Origin of the sequence: Streptomyces sp. NPDC012827 (assembly GCF_042900905.1) — a bacterium.
GTDB classification, from domain to species: domain Bacteria; phylum Actinomycetota; class Actinomycetes; order Streptomycetales; family Streptomycetaceae; genus Streptomyces; species Streptomyces gulbargensis.
Genome location: NZ_JBIBBY010000007.1, coordinates 297,596 through 316,239, shown reverse-complemented (window position 1 = coordinate 316,239; position 18,644 = coordinate 297,596). Strand labels below are relative to the sequence as shown.

Genomic DNA, 18,644 nt, shown 5'->3' with positions numbered 1-18,644 from the left:
CCCCAGCGTTGTCGTCGGTCGCCGATGCTCCGCATGGACTCCCTCCTCCGCCTTGCGACGCACGGCGCCAGACGCCGCTCCCTGATCCGGCCTGATCCAAAAGACACGGCCTAGTCGGCCTCCACCGTGACCGTGAAGGAGAAGCGGTCACCCCGGTAGCGGATGCGCGCGACGTCGACCACCCGCCCGTCCGCGTCGTAGGTCACGCCGGTGTAGTGCAGGATCGGCGAGAGCAGCGGGACCCGGAGCAGGCCGGCCGTCTCCGGGTCGGCCAGGCGGGCCTCCACCGTGTCCGTGATCCGGCTGATCCGCACCCCGACCACGTCCCGCAGGACCTTCGTCATCGGCCACCGCTCCAGATCCACCGGGTCGATCGCGGCCGCCAGCTCCGGAAGGACCGCGTTCTCCGCCCAGTTGGTGGGCTCGCCGCTCTCCCCGTCGGCGCGCAGCCGCCGGTACGTGACGACCTCCGGCACGCCCGGGAAGTGCTCGGCGAGCTCACCGGGCACCGGCTCGGCGCCGTGTCCGAGCACGGTGGTCCGCTCGCCCGACTGCTGGGCCACGATCGCGTCGATCGAACCGAGCAGGCGGCGCGGCGTGGAGCGCCGCGCGCCCGGCTCGATGAAGGTGCCGCGCCGCCGGTGGCGGCTGATCAGCCCCTCCTCCTCCAGCTCCTTCAGCGCCTGCCGCATGGTCAGCACGCTCACGCCGTAGTGCGCGGCGAGCTGCTCCTCGGTGGGCAGCCGCAGCGAGGCGTCCGGCGCGCGGCCCAGTATCGAGGCGCGGAGGGACTGCGAGACCTGGTACCACAGCGGCAGCTTGCGGTTCAGGACCAGGGAGTCGGGGGCGAAGGCGGTCACGGCGTTCTCCGTACGACGACACTACGACCGGAAGTGGCGCTCAAGACCCTGCCATACGCCGTCGTAGCCCTTCTGCAGGTGGTCGGCGTTCGCCGCCTGACCGGTCGCGGTGATCGGCCAGCGCGTCTCGAACATGAAGGCCAGGCCGTCGTCGATCTTCTGCGGCTTCAGCTCCGCGGCGCTCGCCTTGTCGAAGGTCTCCCGGTCGGGGCCGTGCGCCGACATCATGTTGTGCAGCGAGCCCCCGCCGGGCACGAACCCGCCCTTCCCGGCGGTCTTGGCGTCGTACGCGCCCTCGATCAGGCCCATGTACTCGCTCATGACGTTGCGGTGGAAGTACGGCGGGCGGAAGGTGTCCTCGCCGACCAGCCAGCGGGGGGCGAAGACCACGAAGTCCACGCCGGCGAGCCCGGGGGTGTCGGACGGGGAGGTGAGGACGGTGAAGATCGACGGGTCCGGGTGGTCGTACGAGATCGTCCCGATGACGTTGAAGCGCCGCAGGTCGTAGACGTACGGGGTGTGGTTGCCGTGCCAGGCGACGACGTCCAGCGGGGAGTGGTCGTACGTCGCGGACCAGAGGTTGCCGCAGTACTTGTTGACCACCTCGACCGGGCCCTCGACGTCCTCGTGGGCGGCGAGGGGGGCGCGGAAGTCACGGGCGTTCGCCAGGCCGTTGGCGCCGATGGGGCCGAGGTCCGGCAGCTGGAACGGGGCCCCGTAGTTCTCGCAGACGTAACCGCGGGCCGTCTCGTCGAGCAGCTCCACCCGGAAGCGGACACCGCGCGGGATCAGGGCGACCTCGCCGGGGCGGGCGGCGAGCAGACCGAGCTCGGTGCGGAGCAGCAGACCGCCGTGCTCCGGGACGATCAGCAGCTCGCCGTCGGAGTCGCCGAAGACCCGCTCCATGGAGGCGTTGGCGTGGTAGAGGTGCACGGCCATGCCGGTGCGCTGCGTCACGTCGCCGTTGCCGCCGAGGGTCCACAGGCCGGCCAGCCAGTCCGTCCCCGCCGCCGGCGCGGGCAGCGGGTCCCAGCGCAGCCGGTTCGGGTCGGGCACGGTCTCGGTGAAGGGCGCGCCGCGCAGCGCGCCGTTGTCGGTCCGGGTGAACGGCGGATGGGCCGCCGAGGGGCGGATCCGGTACAGCCAGGACCGGCGGTTGTGGGCGCGCGGCTCGGTGAAGGCACTGCCGCTGAGCTGCTCGGCGTAGAGGCCGAGGGGGGCACGCTGCGGCGAGTTGCGCCCTTCCGGCAGCGCGCCGGGGACCGCCTCCGAGCTGTGCTCGTTGCCGAACCCGGTGCTGTAGGTGAGCGCCTCGGCCGTCTTCCTGGCCTGCTCCGTCGTCATCGCCCGCTCCTGTCCTGAGCCCACAAGGGAATCCTATGTACGACCGTAGGATTCCGCGCGGCTCCCGTCAACGGTGACTCGGCGGCCCCGGCGCGCGGCCGGCGGCGGCCGCGGTGCGTCCGGGACGTGCGGGCGCGGTCCGAAGCGGCGCCCGGGCGGCGGAACCGGCGGTAACTCCCTTGAACATCGGGCTCCGCCTGTGGCTATGGTGATCCCCGCACGCCGGGCGGAACCTGACTCCTCCGCCGCGGCGCGCACATCACCGGCGGCCGGGGGGACAGTGCCGCCACGGGGAGGGATGGCTTCGTCGTGCCACGACACCGGCTCACCGCGCCCGCATCGCAGGTCGGCACGGTGGCGTGCCTCCCTCGGTGCGGCGCGTCCGCGTATTCCGTACGGCTCCGCCCTCGCTCCTGACGGGCACCCCCGACGCCCTCGTTCCGTACGAAGGACGACCCTTGCGTTCCAGACCAAGAACGTTCATGTCGGGATCGCGGTTCTCCGCGGTCCTGACCCCGCTCACGACCTCCGTGGTCGGACTCGCCGTCCTCGGCGGTCTGGCCGTGCAGCCCGGCCTGCCGGGCACCGGCCCCCGTATGGCCACCGTCGGCAACGACTTCGACTGGTACGAGGAGACCGCCGCCGAGCAACTGCGGCAGGACCAGTGCCTGATGGCCGAGGTGCTGCGCATGGGTGGCCCGGCCATGGCCGGCGTCGCCCAGGGCGGTCTCGACCTGCCGCCCGAAGGCCTCCACACGGCCGCGAACCCCAAGTACTGGGAGAAGACGCCGCTCAGCACGGCGTACGAGAAGGACCAGGCCGCCGCCGACAAGGAGCTGGCGGGCATCTTCGCCCTCCGCGAGAGCTGGGAGAAGCCCCTCGCCGGGCTGAGCACCGTCGCCGGCATCAACGACGCGACCTTCCACTGGCCGCCCGGTACCCGGGAGGGCGAGGACTTCCACAGCCAGACCGGCCTGACCAAGTGGATCGCGGACCGGTTCTGGAAGAGCGAGGGCGACCCGTACGAGGACCCGACCCCGCCGGCCGACGCGAAGGCCCGCAAGGCCGTCATCGACCTGGGCACCCCCCTCTACGGCAAGGACCCGGACTCCACGACGAGCACGGACTGGGCCCGGGACGTCGCCGAGAACGAGGGCTTCAAGTGGCTCAAGGAGGCCACCTTCGAGCCCACCGGCGCGGACAACGCCCGCCTCTTCCTCGCCAACGGCGGCTTCCCCCGTACCGGCCCGGTCCCCGGCAGCCCCGAGTACCGCATCGCGGTGGAGGACCTGAAGACACGCTTCTCCACCTGCGCCTGGCGCGACCCGATCGACCCGAACAAGGTCATGGGCCCCGTCGCCGGCACCGCCGCGGCCGAATGGCAGCAGGAGATCGCCTCCCAGGCCGTCCAGCGCAACCAGGTCGTGGACGCGAGTGAGAACGCCACCAAGGCGCTCGCGACCGGCGCCCGGGCGCTCGGCCAGATGCTCGGCCACTCCTGGGTCGCCGACCACCTCACCCGCTGGCAGGACTACTGGTCCGCGGGCGGCGTCGGCTGGATCGGCGACGTCCCGTCCACGATCCAGCTGAAGGGTGCCACGGGCAAGTGCCTGGAGGTCCAGGGCGGCGGGACGGCCAACGGAACCCCCGTCCAGGCCTACACCTGCAACGGCACGTCCGCGCAGCAGTGGCAGATGGAGGGTGACGACCTCGGCCTGCACCTGCGCAACGTCAAGTCGATGAAGTGCCTCGACGTCGCCGGCAACGGCTCGGCCGTCGGCACGAAGATCCAGATCCAGACCTGCAACAGCAGCTCGCAGGCTCAGACCTGGGAGTACACCCCCCGCGCCACCACGCAGCTCAGGGGCGTCGGCTCCGGCAAATGCCTGAACTTCGCCACGTACGACGCCGGCAAGGACGCGCTGCTCGCCAACTGCGCCACCGCCGCCTCCCAGCAGTTCACCATCAAGCCGTCCGGTCACAACGGCGAGGTGCAGCCCAAGGCCCACTTCGACCAGGCGGCGAAGGGCGTCGCGGACGCCCGGGCGGGCGCCAAGGGGCAGCTCGCGGTCATCAAGCAGCAGGCCGCGGCGGCCAAGGTGGCCGTCGCCACCTCCGACACCGCCATGCAGGCCGCCTACGCCATCGCCGACAAGAACGGTGCGCCGCGCGGCCGAGGCCTGCTGGTGGGTCTCCAGAAGGACCAGGTCACCAAGGGTGTCGCCGCCGCGCTCGACGCGATGGTGAAGGCCGGTGAGACCGCCGAGGCCGCCACCCGCGCCGCCGCCGCGGACAGCGACACGATCGCGCAGCGCGCGCTCGCCCAGGCCTCCCTGTCGAAAGCCGAGTTCCGCAAGGAGGCGGCCCGCGCCGCCGAGTGGCAGGCCAAGGCCGCCGCGGACGGAGCCAAATTCCAGCGCGACACCGCCAAGAAGGAGAAGGAGACCGCCGAGGCCAAGCTCGCCGTCGCCGTGCAGGCGGAGGCGACCGCCAAGGCGGCCGCCGCCGATGCCCGTGCCCGCAGGCTGTCCGCCGAGGCGGAGGAGAAGACCGCCGAGAAGGAGAAGCTGATCGCCGCCGCCAAACAGGGCGAGGCGGCACAGCACCGCAAGAACGCCGAGGCGGAGGCGGTGAAGGCGCAGGACGCCCGCAAGCTCGCCGAGACCGCCGAAGGCACCGCGGTCGAGAAGAAGAACGCCGCGGTGAAGGCCAAGGACAAGGCCCGCGACCTGCGGGACGACGCCTGGGCCGCCGAGCAGAAGGCCGACGCCGCCCGCGCCAAGGCCGACGCCAAGGAAGCCTTCGCCCAGGCGCACGAGTCGGACGAGAACGCCCAGGCGTCCCGGGAGGCGGCGGACGCCGCCGACGCCCATGCCGACGCCGCGGAGGCGGCGGCGGGCCGGGCCAGGGGTGAGGCCGACGCGGCGACGCAGGCCGCCGCCGACGCGGACGCCGCCGCCACCCGCGCCGAGGCGGCCGCGGGCCGCGCCCGCGCCGACGCGGACGCCGCCCAGGCCGCCAAACTGCGGTCCGAGGCCGCGGTGAAGACGGCGACCAGCGCCGTCGCCGACGCCCTGGACGCCTCCCGGCGCGCCGCCGACGCGGCGAAGACCGCGCAGCGCCTCGCCGCCGAGGCGGAGGCCAGTGCGAAGGAGGCCAGGACCCACGCGGACGAGGCGAAGAAGGAGGCCGCCAAGGCCCTGGCCGCCGCCTCCAGGGCCGCCGGGTACGCCCACGTCACCGCCCAGGCCGCGGTGGACGCGGGCAACTCGGCCGCGCAGGTCGCCCGGCCGGCCAACGACGCGATCCAGCTCGGCTCCCCGTACGTCACGACCGACTCGGCCGCCGGTCTCGTGGTCCTGACCGGCCAGGCGTCGAAGACCATCGCCGAGCAGCAGAAGGCCGTCGCCGACGCCCACGCCAAGAACGCGAAGGAGGAAGCCGCCGCCGCCAAGGCCATCGCGGACGCGGCCACCGGGGAGGCCAAGCAGGCCTACGTGCACGCGGCCAACGCCGCGGCCCACGCGGCCGACGCCCGCGGGTACGCGACGGAGGCGCTCGGGTACGCGGCCGACGCGGCCCGGGCCGCGTCGAAGGCGGCCGAGTCCCTGGCCCGTACGGTCGAGTACGACCGCCGGGCCGGCGAGGACGCCGCCGCGGCGGACGCCGCCGCCGGACGCGCCGAGAACCACGCCACGACGGCCCGCGCCTCCGCCGACCAGGCCGCCCTGGACGCCGAGGCCGCCCGCGACGCCGCGGCCGCGGCCGAGCAGGCCGCCAAGGACGCCCGAGCGGCGGCCGACCGCGCCGACGCCGCCGCCACCGAGGCGGAGACGGCCGCCAAGGACGCGCTGAAGTACGCCAAGGAGGCCCAGGAGGCGGCCGAGTCCGCCGCCAGGAAGCAGGCCAACCAGCAGATCAAGAACGGCGCGGGCACCGGCGGGATCGGGGGCACGTTCTTCGTCGTCGACGAGGACAGCGTCAAGGTCACCGACGCCAAGCAGAAGAACGACTGCGTCATCGAGGTCGGTTTCACCGGCTGCACCGTCACGTTCGACGTGACGTTCGACGTCGAGGTCGACTTCTTCCTGTGCACCGACCCGGACGTGCCGGCCACGGCGACCGGCTGCCCGGCGACCGACACCGTGCTGATCGACCGCCGGCCGTTCAAGGGCCTGAAGAAGGAGGTCACCCAGTACTTCAGCAAGTGGGACCTCATCGAGCAGACCCTCGTCTACAAGGTCCTCAGGGCCGTCCTCATCCAGGACTTCATCGACTGCTGGAGGGGCAGCGCGGGCGGCTGTGCCTGGGCCGCGAGCAACTTCGTCCCGGGCAAGGCGTTCAGCAAGATCGCCGAGGCGCTCAACGCACTCGACGCCGCGATGAAGACCGGCGTGGGCGTCGCCGACGCCTACAAGGCGCTCAAGGCCATCGAGGGCCTGGACCCGGCGACCCTCGCCAGGATCACGCAGCAGGTGAACCTCTACGAGGACGCCTTCACCTCCTGCGTGCGCAACAGCTTCCCGGGGCACACCCCGGTGCTGATGGCGGACGGCACCTACCGTCCCATCGCCCGGGTGGCGATCGGCGATCTGGTCAAGGCCGCCGACCCCGCCTCGGGGGAGCTGCGGACCCAGAAGGTCACCGCCACCTTCCGGCACGGGACCGAGCGTCTGGTGGATGTCACCCTCGCCGGTGGCGGGAAGCTGACGAGCACCGCCGGTCACAAGTTCTTCGTGGCCGACCGCGGCTGGACGACGGTTGCCGACCTGCGCGTCGGTGACCGCCTGCGCACCCCGGAGGGCGCCGTCCGTACGGTGCGGGCCCTGCGCGACCGCACGGGCCTGGCCCCGACGGTGGTGCACGACATCACGGTCGACGGTCCGCACACCTTCTTCGTGCGCGCGACGGGTGCGCGTCCCCAGGACGTGCTGGTCCACAACTGCCTGAACATCGTCGCGGACGAGGGCAAGAACGGCGCTCACACGCTGGGCGAGCACGTCCTCAACGAGCGGCAGGCGTGGGACAAGGCCGCCAAGGACGGCATCGCGACCGTCTGGAACGACCAGGACACGGCGGTGCGCTGCATCAACGAGGCCTTCCAGCAGTGGGTGCAGCGCAGCCCGAAGAACCTGGCGAAGCTCACGAAGTGGATCAACGATCAGCGCAAGCTGCCGAAGTCACAGATCTTCGATCCGCGCCACGACCTCTTCCCCATCGAATGGGAACTCCGGGGCGAGGGCTCACTCGGCAAGATCTACCGTGACGGAGCCACGGCGCCGGTGGCGGCCGGGAACAGGGTGGTGATCAACATCAAGGCGGTCCGGGGCAGCAGCCACGCCGGGGACGACGCCGCCAAGGTCCCGAACAACTTCGTGATCTACACCGCCTACCCGAAGTAGACCGCCTGCCCGACACAGGGGGACAGGAGAAGAAAGAGCAGAGGAGAGGGACACATGGCGCAGCCACCACCGGATCGGGCGCTCGGGGTCGACATCGGGCTCAGCGGGCTGATCAAGTGGATCCGCTACCCCGTGGTCACGAGCGAGGCCGCCGGCCTGGACGTCGTCGCGAGCGTCGCCGACCGGTTCGACGGGGCGTTCGCCCAGCAGCTTCTGCGGGACTGCCTCGCCCTGCTGGACTCACCCCTGTCCGGCCGGGACATCGAGACCCTGTGGCTGGCGGGAACCTTCCGGGAGTTCGATCTGGGACGCCTCGGGATCGACGGCCGGGCGTGGCTGCGCCGCATCGCGGACATCTGCACCGACAGGATCCGGTCCGACGACCCCTCCTTCGCCCCCGCCACCGGCCCGTCCGCGACCGACGGGGCGGCGAAGGAGGCGGTGGCCGCCGAGATCGCGTCGGTCGGTCCCGCCCTGGAGCAGGCCACGGCCCACCACGCCTACAGCCCGCTCGACGGCGTCGTCCCCGCCCTGCGTCGGGTGGTGGACGTCGATCCCGACCTGGCCTTCCGGCTGCTGCTGCGGGCGCTGAAGGGGTACTTCGTACGGATCGGTGAAGCCCGGTACGCGCGCTACCTCGCGCTCGGGGAGGAACTCGGGCTCGGTGAGGACGTCGTCGACGACGGCGACTTCAACATCTGGCCGGAGCTGGACGACTGACCCCATGGGCGGACGCCCGGGACACCCCTGAGGTGCCACCGGCCGGCGGCCGGACCACGGGCGCCCCTCGTCACGAGGGGCGCCCGCGGTCGCGTGGAGGGACGGTCCCGACTCCGCGCGGACGGCCCGGACACACCCCCGGGGGCGCGGCATCATGGTCCCGTGTCCCCGACAAGCCCGCGGCGCCCGTCCGCGCCGCTCCGCCGGACCCCCGTCCAGCGGCGCAGCGCCGAGCGGCTCGCCCGGATCCTCGACGCCTGCGCCGAACTCCTCGACGGCGGCGGCTACGAGCGGCTGAGCACCCGCGCGGTCGCCCTGCGGGCGGGGGTGCCGATCGGCTCCGTCTACCGCTTCTTCGGCAACAAGCGGGCGATGGTCGAAGCCCTCGCCCACCGCAACCTCGACCGGTACGCGGAGCGGGTCTCCGCCCGGTTCGCCGGGGCACCGCACCTCGACGCGCACGGAGCCATCGACGGCGTCCTGGACGAGTTCCTCGCGATGAAGCGGACCGTGCCCGGCTTCGCGCTGGTCGACTTCGGCGTGCCCGCCGCCGCACCGGGCGAGGACACGACCGCGGAGCCCGTCGACGATCCGAACCTCCTCGTCGCCGAACGGCTCTGCGCCCTGTTCGCCGCCCATCTCGGCCGGACCGCCGACGAGGCCCTGCGCCGCAAGGTCCTCGTCGGGGTCGAGACGGCCGACGCCCTCGTACGGCTCGCCTTCCGGGTGGACCCCGAGGGGGACCGGGCGCTGATCGCCGAGACCCGGGAACTGCTCCACGCCTACCTCGCCCCCTCCCTGGAGCCGCCCCCGGCGCCGTAACCCCTCCCACGCATGCCTACCGGTCGGTATGCTCGGCGTCGCAGCCCGCCACGGCTGTGACCCACCGCCGTGTGCCACCGCCCCAGGGAGACGCCATGTCCACCGCCCTGCGCATCTGCCCCCTCTGCGAAGCGACCTGCGGACTCGTCCTGACGCTCGACGGCACCCGGGTCACCGGCGCCCGGGGCGACCGGGACGACGTCTTCAGCCGGGGCTTCATCTGCCCCAAGGGCGCCGCCTTCCCCGAGATCGACGCCGACCCGGACCGGCTGCGCGCCCCGCTCGTCCGCGAGGACGGCGTGCTCCGGGAGGCCACCTGGGACGAGGCCTTCGACGCGATCGCCGCCCGCGTCCGGCCCCTGATCGAGCGGTACGGCCCGGACGCGGTGGGCGTCGTCCTCGGCAACCCCAACGTGCACACCATGGCGGGAGCCCTCTACCCGCCGCTCCTCGTCGGCGCGCTGCGCACCCGGAACCTCTTCACCGCGTCGACGCTCGACCAGATGCCCAAGCACGTCTCCAGCGGGCTGCTCTTCGGTGACCCCTTCGCCGTGCCCGTCCCGGACCTGGACCGCACCGATCACCTGCTCCTGCTCGGCGCCAATCCGTTCGAGTCCAACGGCAGCCTGTGCACCGCCCCCGACTTCCCCGGCAGGCTCAAGGCGCTGCGGCGGCGCGGCGGCACCCTCACCGTCGTCGACCCCCGGCGCACCCGCACCGCGCGCCTCGCCGACCGGCACGTCGCCATCCGGCCCGGCGCCGACGCGCTGTTCCTCGCCGCCCTCGTCCACACCCTCTTCGCCGAGGGGCTCACCGACCTCGGCCCGCTCGCCGCCCACACCGAGGGCGTGGAGGACGTGCGGACGGCCGTGAAGGAGTTCAGCCCCGAAGCCGTCGCCGACGCCTGCGACGTCGACGCCGCCACCCTGAGGGCCGTCGCCCGTGAACTCGCCGCCGCGCCCTCCGCGGCCGTCTACGGCCGGATGGGCAGTTCCACCGTCGCGTACGGCACCCTCGCCAACTGGCTCGTCGACGTCCTCAACGTCCTCACCGGCAACCTCGACCGGCCCGGCGGCGCCCTCTTCCCGCTCCCGGCCACCGCCCCCGCGCCCGGCCCGGCCCGCCCCGGCCGGGGCTTCGACCTCGGCCGCCGCCACAGCCGGGTCTCCCGCCACCCCGAGGTCAAGGGCGAGTTCCCGATGGCGGCGCTCGCCGAGGAGATCGAGACGCCGGGGGAGGGGCGGATCCGGGCGGTCGTCACGGTCGCCGCCAATCCCGTCCTCTCCGCCCCCGACGGCCGCCGCCTCGACGCGGCCCTGGCATCCCTCGACCTCATGGTCGCCGTCGACCCCTACCTCAACGAGACCACCCGGCACGCCGATGTCGTCCTGCCGCCGCCCCCGCCCGCCCAGAGCGCCCACTTCGACTTCGCCTTCAACGGCTTCGCCGTCCGCAACCAGGTCCGCCACACGCCGGCCGCCGTCCCCCTCGAAGCGGGCCGCATGGACGAGTGCGAGATCCACGCCCGGCTGATCCTCGCCGTCTCCGGCATGCACGGGGCCCCGCCGTCCACCGTGGACGAACTCGCCATCGGCAGCCTCCTCGCCAAGGCGGTCACCCAGGAGCACTCACCGGCGTACGGCTGTGATCCCGAGGAGTTCGCCGCCCAGCTCTCCGGCGCCTCCGGGCCGGAACGCCGGCTCGACCTGATGCTCCGGCTCGGCCCGTACGGCCTCACCCTCGACGAGCTGCGCGCGCACCCGCACGGCATCGACCTCGGCCCGCTCGAGCCGCGCCTCCCGCAGGTCCTCAGGACCCGCAGCGGGCGCGTCGAACTCCTCCCCGCCCCGATCGCCGCCGATCTGCCCCGGCTGCGCGCCGCGCTCGACGCCGTACCGGACCCCGGCACGCTCCGGCTCGTGGGGCGCCGCCATCTGCGCTCCAACAACTCCTGGCTGCACAACACCCCGGCACTCGGCGGAGGTTCGAACCGCTGCGTCCTCCAGGTGCACCCCGAGGACGCGGCCCGGCTACGGCTGACCGACGGCGGCCTCGCCCGGATCGCGGGGGACGGGGGCCACCTCGACGTACCGGTGGAGATCACCGACGAGGTGCGCACCGGGGTGGTCAGCCTCCCGCACGGCTGGGGTCACGACCGGCCCGGTACCCGGCTCACGGTGGCGGCGAGCCGCCCCGGGGTCAACGTCAACCAGCTGCTCGACGGTTCGCGGCTCGACCCGCTCTCCGGCACCGCCGTCCTCAACGGCTTCCCCGTCACGGTGGCGCCGCTGCCCGAGCCGGAGCCGGTACCCCTCGTGTGACCTGGGGTTTTGCTCGTATTGCTCACGCCTCGACGTCTTGCTGACGGCGGAAGGCGGCACCTACGGTCATCCGGACCGCCGCTCGGCGGCTGTTCAAGGGTGAACGTGAGGTGTCCTCCATGCTGACCGTCCTCGGCTTCGCCATGATCGCGACCTTTCTGGTCCTGATCATGATGAAGAAGATGTCGCCGATCGCGGCGCTCGTGCTGATCCCCGCCCTCTTCTGCGTCGCGGTCGGGCAGGGCGCCCAGCTGGGCGACTACGTCATCGAAGGCGTCGGCAAGCTGGCCCCGACGGCCGCCATGCTGATGTTCGCGATCGTCTATTTCGGCGTGATGATCGACGTCGGCCTCTTCGACCCGATCGTCCGGGCCATCCTGCGCTTCTGCAAGGCCGACCCGGTGCGGGTCGTCGTGGGCACAGCGGTGCTGGCCGCGATCGTCTCCCTGGACGGTGACGGCTCCACCACCTTCATGATCACCGTCTCGGCGATGTACCCGCTCTACAAGCGGCTCGGTATGAGCCTGGTCGTGATGACGGGCGTGGCGGCCACCGCCAACGGCGTCATGAACACCCTCCCCTGGGGCGGCCCCACGGCCCGCGCCGCGACCGCGCTCAAGCTCGACGCCGCCGACATCTTCGTCCCGATGATCCCCGCCCTCGCCGCCGGCCTCGTCTTCGTCGTCGCCCTCGCGTACGTCCTCGGCCTCCGCGAGCGCAGGCGCATCGGCTTCCTCACCCTGGACGAGGCCCTGACCCCGCAGAGCGGGACCGTCCTCGTGACGGCGGGCGGCGGCGTGGACCTCGTGAAGCGGCCCGGGTCCCTGTCCGGCGCCGTCTCCTCCTCCTCCGATACGGGTACGGGCGCGGGCGCGGCGGAAGGCGCCGCCGGCGGCCCCCACCCGGGCGACGACGAGGGCTTCCAGGGCCTCGACCCGCACCGCGCGACGCTCCGCCCGAAGCTGTACTGGTTCAACGCCGGTCTCACGGTGGCCCTGCTCGCCGCGATGATCCTGGAACTGCTGCCGATCCCCGTGCTGTTCCTGCTCGGCGCGGCTCTCGCGCTCACCGTCAACTACCCGCGGCCCGCCGACCAGAAGGCCCGGATCGCCGCCCACGCCGACAACGTCCTCAACGTGGCCGGCATGGTCTTCGCCGCCGCCGTCTTCACCGGTGTCCTGACCGGTACCGGCATGGTGAAGCACATGGCCGACTGGCTGGTCGGCGCCATTCCGGAGGGCATGGGCCCGCACATGGCCCTGGTCACCGGTGTGCTGAGCCTGCCGCTCACGTACTTCATGTCGAACGACGGCTTCTACTTCGGCGTCCTGCCCGTCCTCGCCGAGGCCGGCGCGGCGCACGGCGTGTCCCCGCTGGAGATCGCCCGGGCCTCGCTGGTCGGCCAGGCCCTGCACATGTCGAGCCCGCTCGTGCCGGCGGTGTACGTATTGGTCGGCATGGCGAAGGTGGAGTTCGGCGACCACACCCGGTTCACGGTGAAGTGGGCGGCGCTGACCTCCCTGGTGGTCCTGGCGGCGGCCCTCCTCCTCGGCATCGTCTAGCGCTGCACGGCACTGCGCCCCGGCCCGGCCGACCGTCCCTCGCCGGGTCGGGGCCGGGCCGGAGGCGCACCGCGTGGGCCGGACGGGCGACATGCGCGCCGCGTCGCGCATGTCGTCACCGACCGCACCCGGGACATGACGGATAGTCGGATTATCGGTTGAAATATCCGACACCATCCTCCCGGAGGAACCCGTATGTCCGTTCGCATCTCCCGGCCCCTGACGGCCGCCGCGGCCGCCCTCACCCTCGGCGGCCTCGCCCTCTCCGGCGCCCCCGCCGCCCTCGCCGCCCCGGGTGACAGCGGCGACGTCAAGATCCACCACGCCGGGCGCCCCGACGAGCCGCCCCGGACGCTGGAGACCGATCAGCGCAACGAGTCCAAGGTCTGCACCTTCTACATCTCCGCGCTGGGCTTCGACGGCCTCCAGCTCCTCAACTGGAACATCACGCCGCAGCCTCCGAAGGGCGGCACCGTCAAGACCGGTGTCATCACCGTCGACCCCACGGGCAACGGCTTCACGCCGGACATCGAGCTCCCCGACGGCATGTACAAGGTCGAGTGGACCTGGGCCGGCCAGCTCGGCGCCAAGAAGAGCAAGGTCTTCCGGGTCGACTGCGACGACATGACCAACCCGCCCGGCCACAACGGCGGGAACAACGGCGGCGGCCACCACAAGCCCCCGCACGGCCCGGTCGGCGCGGGCGGCGGCGGCAGCGCGGAGCTCGCCGCCGAGGACTCCAGCAGCTTCGGCGTGGGCGCGGCCGTCGCCGCCGGCCTCGCCGGCACGGCCGGTCTGGTCCTGATCCGCCGTGCGCGCCGCCGCAACGATGGCGCGGCGTAGGTCACGCCTCACGCGCCGGCAACGGCGGCTCCTCCGGCTCACCAGGACCGTGACGGTGACGTTCGTCCTGGTGACCGGGGGCATCTGGTGGGCCGGTGACGACGAGCCGGCCGGTCCGGCCCTCGCCACCGGCCCGGCCGTGCCCGGCGGTGCCGCCGGGCCGGCCGGGGCCGCGGCCCCCGCGGACGGCGGCACCGCCGGCTCCGCCCCCGGGAACACCGCCACGGCCCCGGCCCCCAGGGGCGGCGGCCCGGCCGCCGACCACAAGGCGAAGCCCCGCCCGGGCTCCGCGGCGCCCACCCCGCGGCCGTCCCCGCCGCCCGCGCCGCTTCCCCGGTCCCGTCCGACCACCGTGGCCGTCCCGGCCATCACGGTCGAGGCGCCGGTGACCGACCTCGGACTGGACGCGGCGGGCCGGCTCGCCACCCCGCCGGTCGACAACCCCCGGGTCGTCGGCTGGTACGCCAGGGGCGCCTCGCCGGGGGAGCGCGGCACCGCCGTCGTGGTCGGGCACCGGGACACCCGGACCGGCCCCGCCGTCTTCCTCAACCTGAACGCGCTCAGCCCCGGCAACACCGTCCGGGTCGCCCGCGCCGACGGCCGCGTCGCCGTCTTCACGGTCGACCGCGTCCGTACGTACGCCAAGGACGACTTCCCCGACAAGGAGGTGTACGGAGCGACCGGCCGCCCCGAACTGCGGCTGCTCACCTGCGGGGGCACCTTCGACCGCAAGACCGGCTACGAGGCCAACATCGTGGTCTTCGCTCACCTCACCGACATCTCCCGCACCATCTGACCCCCGGCGCCGGGTTGCTGCCCGCCCGGGGGCGCCCCCGGTCGCGGCTTCGCCGTGCGCCCGCGCGTGGGCAAGGCGGAAGGGGCCAGTTCCGGGGCCGTACCACTGTCCGGATCGGCCGTGGACAGGCCCGGACCCGTACCGGCACGATCGGCGGGGTACCGGGGGCCCGTCACGCCCGCGACCGCCCCGGCGATGAGACCCGGGGCACTCCCGGAACCCCTGGCGCCCAAAAACTAACAGCGCTAGTTTGGGGCGACGGCGCCGAACCGGTCGGCGGGGTGAGGGAGAGGGAAGCGGATGAAGGCCCACGACGCGCTGTACATCGACGGGGAGTGGCGCCCCGCGGCCACCACGGGCACGATCCCCGTGATCAACCCGGCCGACGAGCAGGTCATCGCCCACGTCCCGGCCGGCACCGCCGAGGACGTCGACGCCGCCGTCCGCGCCGCCCGCGCCGCGCTCCCCGGCTGGGCCGCCACACCGCCCGCGGACCGCGCCGCCCGGATCGCCGCCCTGCGCGACGTGCTGGCCGCCCGCGCCGACGAGATCGCCGCCACCGTCACCGCCGAGCTCGGCGCCCCGCCCAAGCTGGCCGCCGCCGTCCACACCGGACTGCCGATCGCCGTGGCCGGCTCGTACGCCGAACTCGCCGCCACCCACCCCTTCGAGGAGAAGGTCGGCAACTCCACCGTCCTCTCCGAGCCGGTGGGCGTCGTCGCCGCGATCACGCCCTGGAACTACCCGCTCCACCAGATCGTGGCCAAGGTCGCCCCGGCCCTCGCGGCCGGCTGCACCACCGTCCTCAAGCCCGCCGAGGACACCCCGCTCACCGCCCAGCTGTTCGCCGAGGCCGTGCACGAGGCGGGACTGCCCGCAGGCGTCTTCAACCTGGTCACCGGCCTCGGCACGGTCGCCGGCCAGGCCCTCGCCGAGCACCCGGACGTCGACCTGATCTCGTTCACCGGCTCGACCGCCGTCGGCCGCCGCATCGGCGCCCTCGCCGGCGGGGCCGTGAAGCGGGTCGCCCTCGAACTCGGCGGCAAGTCCGCCAACGTGATCCTGCCGAGCGCCGACCTCGCCCGGGCGGTCGCCACCGGCATCGCCAACGTGATGTCCAACTCGGGCCAGACGTGCAGCGCCTGGACCCGGATGCTGGTCCCCGCCGAGCGGTACGAGGAGGCGGTGGCGCTCGCCGCCGAGGCCGCCGCGAAGTACGTCCCCGGCGAGCGCCTCGGCCCGCTGGTCAACGCCGCCCAGCGCGAACGCGTGCGCGGCTACATCGAGAAGGGCGTCGCCGAGGGCGCCCGGCTCGTCGCCGGCGGCCCCCAGGCCCCGCTGGCGACCGGCTACTACGTCTCCCCGACCGTCTTCGCCGACGTCACCCCCGAGATGACGATCGCCCAGGAGGAGATCTTCGGCCCGGTCGTGTCGATCCTCCGGTACGAGGACGTGGAGCACGCCCTCGCCCTCGCCAACGGCACCGTCTACGGACTCGCCGGCGCCGTCTGGGGCGACGAGGAGGAGGCCGTCGCCTTCGCCCGCCGCATGGAGACCGGCCAGGTCGACATCAACGGCGGCCGCTTCAACCCGCTGGCCCCCTTCGGGGGGTACAAGCAGTCGGGCGTCGGCCGGGAACTCGGCGCGCACGGCCTGGCCGAGTACCTCCAGACCAAGTCCCTCCAGTTCTGAACCGAGGAGCACCGCACGTGAGCACCAGTACGAGCACGCGTACCCGTACGGGCACGAGCACCGTCCGCGCCGCCGTCCTGCCCGCCGTCGGAGCCCCCCTGGAGATCACCGACGTCGAACTCCCGGAGCCCGGCCCCGGCCAGGTCCGGGTCCGGCTCGCCGCCGCCGGGGTCTGCCACTCCGACCTGTCGCTCTGCAACGGCACCATGCGCCTGCCGGTCCCCGCCGTCCTCGGCCACGAGGGCGCGGGCACCGTCGTCTCCGTCGGCGAGGGCGTCACGCACGTCGCCCCCGGCGACGGAGTCGTCCTCAACTGGGCGCCGTCCTGCGGGTCCTGCCACCCCTGCTCCCTCGGCGAGGTCTGGCTCTGCGCCGACGCGCTGACCGGGGCGGGTGCCGTCCACGCCCGTACCGCCGACGGCACCGAGCTCCACCCCGGCCTCAACGTCGCCGCCTTCGCCGAGGAGACGGTCGTCGCCGCGAAGTGCGTGCTGCCCGTGCCCGACGGGGTGCCGCTCACCGACGCGGCGCTGCTCGGCTGCGCCGTCCTCACCGGCTGGGGCGCCGTCCACCACTCGGCCGAGGTCCGCGCGGGCGAGACCGTCGCCGTCTTCGGCGTCGGCGGCGTGGGCCTCGCCACCCTCCAGGCGGCCAGGATCGCCGGGGCCTCCACCATCGTCGCCGTGGACGTCTCCCCGGAGAAGGAGGCCCTCGCCCGGGCGGCCGGGGCGACCGCGTACGTGGTCGCCTCCGACACCACCGCCCGCGAGATCCGGAAGCTGACCGGCGGCCACGGCGTCGACGTGGCCGTGGAGTGCGTCGGCCGCGCCACCACCATCCGTACCGCCTGGGACTCCACCCGGCGCGGCGGACGGACCACCGTCGTCGGCATCGGGGGCAAGGACCAGCAGGTCACCTTCAACGCCCTGGAGATCTTCCACTGGGGCCGCACCCTGAGCGGCTGCGTCTACGGCAACTCCGACCCGGCCAAGGACCTCCCGGTCCTCGCCGGCCACATCCGGGCCGGCCGGCTCGACCTCGGTGCCCTGGTCACCGAACGCATCTCCCTGGAGGGCATCCCCGGCGCCTTCACCAACATGCTCGCCGGCAGGGGCGGCCGCGCCCTGGTGGTCTTCCCGGACTGACGAACCGGCGGCCCGGCCAGGGCGGTCAGCGGGTGCGGGACTCCCGCCGGCCGCCCGGCCCGGAGGACGCCTCGGGGGTACGGGAAGGGGCCGCCGCCCCCGTCCCGGCCGGCCGCGACCGGGAGACCGCCACCCCCGCCAGGCACAGCGCACCGCCCAGGAGCGTCAGCGGCCCGGGCAGCTCGCCCAGGAACGCCCAGGCCATCAGGACCACCAGGGCCGGTACCGCGTACGTCGTCGCCCCCATCCGGCCGGCGGTCGTACGGGCCAGGGCGTAGGCCCAGGTCGTGAACGCCAGCGCGGTCGGGAAGACGCCGAGGTAGAGCATGTTCAGGGTGGCCGGCAGCGGCGCCCGGCCCGCCTCCTCGATCAGTCGGCCGGCGAACGGCAGGCAGGCCACGGCGCCCACCAGGCAGCCGAAGGTGGTCACCTGGAGGGCGCTGCCGTGGGCGAGCGCCGGCTTCTGCGCCACCACCCCGCCCGCGTACGCCACCGCGGCGAGCAGGCACAGCGCCACGCCCAGGACCGAGGCACGGCCCTCGCCGGACATCGACAGGCCCACGGCCACGGCGCCCGCGAAGGACACCGCCATGCCCGCGAGCAGCCGGGGCGGCAGCGACTCCCGCAGGAAGCGGGCCCCGAGGAGCGCGATGAGGAGCGGTCCGACGTTGACGACCATCGCCGCCGTGCCCGCGTCGACCTCCTGCTCACCCCAGTTCAGGACCACCATGTAGACGCCGAACCAGAGCAGGCCGGAGACCAGGATCCCGGGCCACGCGGCCCTCGGCGGCAGCCCTTCCCGCCGTATGAGGAGTACGACCCCCAGCACCAGGGCGCCGGCGAGCAGCCGGCCGAGGGCGAGGGGACCGGGGGAGTAGGCCGTCCCCGCGCTGCGGATGGAGACGAAGGCGGAGGCCCACAGGACGACGGTGACACCGGCGGCCGCGAGCGCGAGACGGGAGGTTCGCTTCTGCATGCCCCGACCGTAGAGGGCGAACCGTGCGGCGCTCACCGCAATATCGCCGGATCCACGCCCGGGGCCTCCCGGAGCGCGCGCCCACCCACGGGCGGCGCCTTCACCGCCCGCCGCCCCGGGGCCCCGCATCCGTGCTTCGGTGCCGGCCGAAGGGGGGTGCG

12 protein-coding genes are annotated in these 18,644 nt (G+C 73.7%); 9 read left to right on the top strand and 3 right to left on the bottom strand.

Annotated elements, in window-relative coordinates:
* Window positions 1-110: 110 nt before the first annotated feature.
* Both ACFY60_RS18255 and hmgA read right to left on the bottom strand, forming a co-directional pair.
* Complete coding sequence (locus tag ACFY60_RS18255; RefSeq protein WP_388612609.1) at window positions 111-860, bottom strand: GntR family transcriptional regulator; 750 nt, start codon at window positions 858-860, stop codon at window positions 111-113.
* 21 nt (window positions 861-881) lie between these two features.
* Entirely contained in the window at window positions 882-2,204 is a 1,323-nt protein-coding gene (gene hmgA, locus ACFY60_RS18250) for a homogentisate 1,2-dioxygenase (RefSeq protein ID WP_388612611.1), read from the bottom strand.
* 482 nt (window positions 2,205-2,686) lie between these two features.
* Here hmgA and ACFY60_RS18245 point away from each other — a divergent pair, with 482 nt between their 5' ends.
* The 9 genes from ACFY60_RS18245 to ACFY60_RS18205 all read left to right on the top strand — a co-directional run bounded on the left by ACFY60_RS18245 (window position 2,687) and on the right by ACFY60_RS18205 (window position 17,507).
* A complete protein-coding gene (locus ACFY60_RS18245) occupies window positions 2,687-7,606 on the top strand; it encodes a ricin-type beta-trefoil lectin domain protein (RefSeq protein ID WP_388612613.1) in 4,920 nt (1,639 codons plus the stop codon).
* Window positions 7,607-7,660: 54 nt separating this feature from the next.
* Window positions 7,661-8,326 carry a hypothetical protein gene (locus ACFY60_RS18240; protein ID WP_388612615.1) on the top strand — a complete coding sequence of 222 codons (666 nt, stop codon included), beginning with the start codon at window positions 7,661-7,663 and terminating at the stop codon, window positions 8,324-8,326.
* Between the two features lie 162 nt (window positions 8,327-8,488).
* Window positions 8,489-9,148, top strand: a complete 660-nt coding sequence (locus ACFY60_RS18235; protein ID WP_388612617.1) for a TetR family transcriptional regulator — start codon at window positions 8,489-8,491, stop codon at window positions 9,146-9,148.
* Window positions 9,149-9,243: 95 nt separating this feature from the next.
* Window positions 9,244-11,469, top strand: a complete 2,226-nt coding sequence (locus ACFY60_RS18230) for a molybdopterin-dependent oxidoreductase (protein ID WP_388612619.1) — start codon at window positions 9,244-9,246, stop codon at window positions 11,467-11,469.
* Window positions 11,470-11,588: 119 nt separating this feature from the next.
* Complete coding sequence (locus tag ACFY60_RS18225; protein ID WP_388612621.1) at window positions 11,589-13,031, top strand: CitMHS family transporter; 1,443 nt, start codon at window positions 11,589-11,591, stop codon at window positions 13,029-13,031.
* Window positions 13,032-13,226: 195 nt separating this feature from the next.
* On the top strand, window positions 13,227-13,874 hold the full coding sequence (locus tag ACFY60_RS18220) for a hypothetical protein (RefSeq protein ID WP_388612623.1): 648 nt from the start codon (window positions 13,227-13,229) through the stop codon (window positions 13,872-13,874).
* Window positions 13,875-13,929: 55 nt separating this feature from the next.
* Window positions 13,930-14,670 carry a class F sortase gene (locus tag ACFY60_RS18215; RefSeq protein ID WP_388612625.1) on the top strand — a complete coding sequence of 247 codons (741 nt, stop codon included), beginning with the start codon at window positions 13,930-13,932 and terminating at the stop codon, window positions 14,668-14,670.
* 300 nt (window positions 14,671-14,970) lie between these two features.
* Window positions 14,971-16,362 carry an aldehyde dehydrogenase family protein gene (locus ACFY60_RS18210; RefSeq protein WP_388612627.1) on the top strand — a complete coding sequence of 464 codons (1,392 nt, stop codon included), beginning with the start codon at window positions 14,971-14,973 and terminating at the stop codon, window positions 16,360-16,362.
* Window positions 16,363-16,379: 17 nt separating this feature from the next.
* On the top strand, window positions 16,380-17,507 hold the full coding sequence (locus ACFY60_RS18205) for a zinc-binding dehydrogenase (protein WP_388612629.1): 1,128 nt from the start codon (window positions 16,380-16,382) through the stop codon (window positions 17,505-17,507).
* Between the two features lie 25 nt (window positions 17,508-17,532).
* Here ACFY60_RS18205 and ACFY60_RS18200 read toward each other — a convergent pair whose 3' ends face one another.
* Window positions 17,533-18,483 carry a DMT family transporter gene (locus tag ACFY60_RS18200; RefSeq protein ID WP_388612631.1) on the bottom strand — a complete coding sequence of 317 codons (951 nt, stop codon included), beginning with the start codon at window positions 18,481-18,483 and terminating at the stop codon, window positions 17,533-17,535.
* Between the last annotated feature and the right edge of the window lie 161 nt (window positions 18,484-18,644).

Coding starts and splice junctions, on each gene's coding strand:
- ACFY60_RS18210 (WP_388612627.1), top strand. CDS start 14,971: ATGAAGGCCCACGACGCGCTGTACATCGACGGGGAGTGGCGCCCCGCG.
- ACFY60_RS18225 (WP_388612621.1), top strand. CDS start 11,589: ATGCTGACCGTCCTCGGCTTCGCCATGATCGCGACCTTTCTGGTCCTG.
- ACFY60_RS18240 (WP_388612615.1), top strand. CDS start 7,661: ATGGCGCAGCCACCACCGGATCGGGCGCTCGGGGTCGACATCGGGCTC.
- ACFY60_RS18245 (WP_388612613.1), top strand. CDS start 2,687: ATGTCGGGATCGCGGTTCTCCGCGGTCCTGACCCCGCTCACGACCTCC.
- ACFY60_RS18220 (WP_388612623.1), top strand. CDS start 13,227: ATGTCCGTTCGCATCTCCCGGCCCCTGACGGCCGCCGCGGCCGCCCTC.
- ACFY60_RS18230 (WP_388612619.1), top strand. CDS start 9,244: ATGTCCACCGCCCTGCGCATCTGCCCCCTCTGCGAAGCGACCTGCGGA.
- ACFY60_RS18200 (WP_388612631.1), bottom strand. CDS start 18,483: ATGCAGAAGCGAACCTCCCGTCTCGCGCTCGCGGCCGCCGGTGTCACC.
- hmgA (WP_388612611.1), bottom strand. CDS start 2,204: ATGACGACGGAGCAGGCCAGGAAGACGGCCGAGGCGCTCACCTACAGC.